This is a genomic window from Sinorhizobium fredii USDA 205 (assembly GCF_001461695.1).
GTDB lineage: Bacteria > Pseudomonadota > Alphaproteobacteria > Rhizobiales > Rhizobiaceae > Sinorhizobium > Sinorhizobium fredii.
In genome coordinates, this window is sequence record NZ_AUTC01000049.1 from 1 (window position 1) to 3,657 (window position 3,657).

5 protein-coding genes are annotated in these 3,657 nt (G+C 58.4%); 2 read left to right on the plus strand and 3 right to left on the minus strand.

From position 1 onward, the window contains the following. Nucleotides 1-740, plus strand: a 740-nt coding sequence (locus tag N181_RS06925) for a Ulp1 family isopeptidase (protein WP_060563308.1), incomplete at its 5' end; no start/stop codon positions are given. A gap of 141 nt (nt 741-881) precedes the next feature. On the opposite strand, the gene N181_RS06930 is transcribed toward N181_RS06925, so the two are convergent. The 3 genes from N181_RS06930 to N181_RS34640 form a co-directional block, all read right to left on the minus strand. Continuing rightward, nucleotides 882-1,328 (minus strand): hypothetical protein, encoded by a 447-nt coding sequence (locus N181_RS06930; RefSeq protein WP_015633423.1) that lies wholly within the window; start codon nt 1,326-1,328, stop codon nt 882-884. Then, a complete protein-coding gene (locus N181_RS06935; RefSeq protein WP_015633422.1) occupies nt 1,325-1,585 on the minus strand; it encodes a hypothetical protein in 261 nt (86 codons plus the stop codon). The genes N181_RS06930 and N181_RS06935 overlap by 4 nt, the downstream gene beginning before the upstream one ends. A gap of 451 nt (nt 1,586-2,036) precedes the next feature. Further along, nucleotides 2,037-2,249 carry a hypothetical protein gene (locus N181_RS34640; protein WP_223843498.1) on the minus strand — a complete coding sequence of 71 codons (213 nt, stop codon included), beginning with the start codon at nt 2,247-2,249 and terminating at the stop codon, nt 2,037-2,039. 226 nt (nt 2,250-2,475) lie between these two features. On the opposite strand from N181_RS34640, the gene N181_RS06940 reads away from it, so the two are divergent. Beyond that, nucleotides 2,476-3,282 carry a glycoside hydrolase family 12 protein gene (locus N181_RS06940; RefSeq protein ID WP_015633421.1) on the plus strand — a complete coding sequence of 269 codons (807 nt, stop codon included), beginning with the start codon at nt 2,476-2,478 and terminating at the stop codon, nt 3,280-3,282. The last annotated feature ends 375 nt before the right edge of the window (nt 3,283-3,657 follow it).

Consider the following 3,657-nt stretch of genomic DNA (forward strand, 5'->3'; position numbering starts at 1 on the left):
CGCCAGCGCCTTCTGCCAGGGCTCGCTCAGACACCTACGGCGGTCTTCCATTGGTTGATCTGACCGCGCCCGCACCGTCCCCATTGCGCGACGATATCGTGCGGCGGTTTCCGATCACCTCGTCCGATGCTCAGATCGGGGCGTTGAATCCGATAGCCTTGTCCCACAACCGCGGGCTGGTGCTCGAGGATACGGAATGGCTGGGCGACGAGCATATCCTCAGGGATTACCAGCTTCAGGAGCTGGATTTGCAGAGGAGCGATTCGGATCTCGCCGCCCGGACGCGGTTCGTAGATCCCCTCGAAGCGCTGCGGCTGCGCCTGGGCGCGGAGAGCGACGTGCTACGCGTCTTCCATCGCATCGTCCATGATCGGCGTGATAACGATACAGCCGACTTCCTGTTCCTGCCAGTGAACGATGCCAGTGCTACGGACCGCGGCAGGCATTGGTCGCTGCTGTTCGTTGATCGCAGCAACCGGCAACGGCCTGTCGCCCATCACTACGATTCCTACGGGAGATACAACGAGACGCATGCAAGACAACTCGCAGAAAGGCTGAACCTCGCCCTGGAGCCAGCCGGCATGGCCCAGCAGCAGAACACTTATGATTGCGGCGTCTTTGTCGTGGACGGCACGCGGGAGCTGGTTAGGCAATTGGCGCAAGGACGGGAGCCAGACCTGCTGAACCTCAGCAACGTCGTTGCCAATCGGCAGGCACTGCAAGCGCGACTCAGGGGTTGATGTCGCCGTGGGCGACCCTCGCGGCGCTTCTCTTTGAGCTTGAATGACGGCTGGAAGAAGTTCACCAGCAGGCGCGCCGCGGCGTAGAGACGTGCCATCACGCGGGCCGTCTCGACCCCGAGAGTGGAAGGAACCGTGGGGTTAGGCGGCGAGAGAAAACCGGCCATCCTGCAGGCGTCCATCGAGCACTGCTACTCTCGTCTGGAGCACGCGCTGCGCGCCCTGTGGTGACCATCGCATTTGTCGACGTTTGTTCATGCGCCTGTTGACCAAGGCATTTGCGGATGATTGCGCACGCGAACTCGACACGGGTAGCCCCTGCAGCGACCGTTTGGCGTAGTTCGGCATGGAAGATTGGTTGATTTCGAGATACCTGTCGAATTCGATGATCATCTGTGCCAAGCGATTGATCTTCGCGACGACGCGTCGGGAATGCTGTTTGCGATCCACGCGGCGCAGTTCGCCAGCCGCCGCACATAGTAGCCAGCGTGCTGTCGTGACTTTTCCGCACCACAACTTCGCTCGCATTTGATCGAGATCGCGGGCAGCAAACTGGAACTCGAACTGACCGGCTTCGTCCGCCTTCACCAGCGATCGGCAAGAAGGTGCTGAACGCGCATCGATCCGTGAAACCAGTCCAGAATGTGCACCGCGTCGGAGTTGGCCGCATGCCGGACCGCATCGGCCAGCGACGGATCACCATCGCTGAACACAACAATCTCGCGTCCTGGCAACCAGCCTTGCGTCCTCAAGCAGGCGCGGATTGTCTGGTGTCGCGCAGTCTTGACGTTTGGCATCGTTGCGAAATGCGAGGGGCTGCGACCGGACGCCTCGAGGCGCCCCATGACGACCTCGAAATGACGCGTCTGGAACCCGGAACTGCTCGGACATATGTGCCGTCCATGAACACCGAGACCAGGCCTTTCGTGGCTCGGCTCATTCGGTATGGCGCCTTGTTGTCACGAACCTCGATCTGTTCAGCCACTCGTCCAAGACATGATCGGACCGCGGTATGGTTGCTCATCCCGCTTGTGGGCCCCGTCGGCTCGAAGCTGTGATTTTGGCCAAGTTGAAGAACGATTGGTGAACGTCAGGGTTTGGCCTGAGCTTTGAGCAGCATGGCAACGTTGTCAGCGGTGAACTTGACCCCTGTGATCGGGAATACGCTCAACGGATATAGGGTATTTCGGCCGCCGCGGATCAATGCCGGTGATCCGGAAGCGTTCGCCGCCAGCGATAAACTCGCGTTCGAAGTCCCTCCAGGCCGTACCGTTCGGCCAACACGGCGAACATCTCCTATCCAGATTGGTGGGCTTGCCATCTGGCGTGGGAATGCTGATGCGGAATGCTGGTTTCGAATGAGAAGCCAGGTTTCAGGCCACGCCACCCGGTACTTTCGATGACCAGTCCGTGATCTGAAGCGATCTGCCTGCAAGCCTCAAGCATGCGGGCCTGAATCTGCTCGCAGGCGGCGGATGTCAAACGGGTGATGCGGTTGGCCTTGCTCATTCGGAAGCACCGTTGCGTACCTGATAGACCGTGCCGGCGTTGTCATCCGAAAGACGGCAAACCCGGGCGCGGGTCCACCTTTCTCCTCGAGCTCGTCAGCTTCTCGAAAGCCAACCTTCCTAGCATTCCAATCTAGTCTCTATGCCGATACCGCCTATACTGAACTTGGGTACCCGCTGGGCGGATCTGCAGGAGACTTTGTCATCATAGTAGAAAGGAGAGCTTTATGGATTCCAATCGGATAAACGGTGGCGCCGCGAAAGGATCCCCAACGGGGTACGTCCGGACACAGGAGGATCATGATCTATTTAGGCAGGCCGCGAATGAAGCCGGGTCATTATCATCTGCCGCGCTTGTATCGGCACGGGCTCCGATTTGGAGTTCGCACGCTCCATACGGAAGCTTTTCACGCGATGGCTACTCTTGGAACAACGACGTATGGGGCCCGCGCCCTGGGCCTCAGACGATTTCGGTGAGTGGAGTCAACCGGTGGAGCGTGTGGTCGGACCAGCCTAATACTCCTGGCATCAAGAGCTACCCGCACGTGGCTTTCAATATCGGGAAACCGCTCAGTTCAATCAACACTCTGAGCTCGAGCTTCAATCAGGAAGTTCCCACTGGCGGCGCCTGGGATGTCGCCTACGATATCTGGGACAGCTCAAACAAGCATGAGATAATGCTCTGGACAAACTACACCGGAAACTCGGACGGGAGCGGCAACGTTAAGCCCATTTCATATCATTATGCCCCTTCCGGTGCGGCCATTCCGGTCTACAGCAATGTCAATGTAGGCGGAGCGACTTGGAACGTGTTTGAAGGTGAAGGGCCCGATGGTCACAAGGTCATCTCACTGCTGCGCACTTCGAAGACCAACAGCGGGACAGTGGACATCAAGAGTATCCTGCAGTGGATCAAGTCGAAGGGGTACTTTGGCGACATAGAAGTCGGTAGCGTCCAATACGGCGTCGAGATTACCTCGTCCCCGGGGGGAAAGAACTTCAATTTCAACAACTGGTCTGTGACCTCGAAGTGAAGATCGGCGCGGGGGGCGCGCAGGCGCGGCGAGCGGCGGCACGGGCAATAGGGGAAGTTCGAAGAATGGCCGATGCAAAGGAGCCATTTTCGGCAATGTTGCACCGGCGTATCTATCGAGTGCCGGATGCGTCCTTTCGCAGCAATAGAGCTGGCTAACCCTGTTGCGACCAACTCCCGTGACGTAGCGGATTTAAGGACTGCGCGGCGGTCTTCTTGCCCCTCAAGATAGCGTGGTGTGGTTTTGCAGTTAATCGTAAGACTCGTACTTCAATAGTGAAGATGCTCGAAGATGCCACGACGGACACTTTCCCGGGAAGAACTCTTCGCGGCACTGTAAAGTTATCAGCGGATTGATGCAGCGATAGCTGGCGGG

Excerpts from the sequence above, each read along its gene's own strand:
- N181_RS06935 (WP_015633422.1), bottom strand. The coding sequence starts at position 1,585 with ATGGGGCGCCTCGAGGCGTCCGGTCGCAGCCCCTCGCATTTCGCAACG.
- N181_RS34640 (WP_223843498.1), bottom strand. The coding sequence starts at position 2,249 with ATGAGCAAGGCCAACCGCATCACCCGTTTGACATCCGCCGCCTGCGAG.
- N181_RS06940 (WP_015633421.1), top strand. The coding sequence starts at position 2,476 with ATGGATTCCAATCGGATAAACGGTGGCGCCGCGAAAGGATCCCCAACG.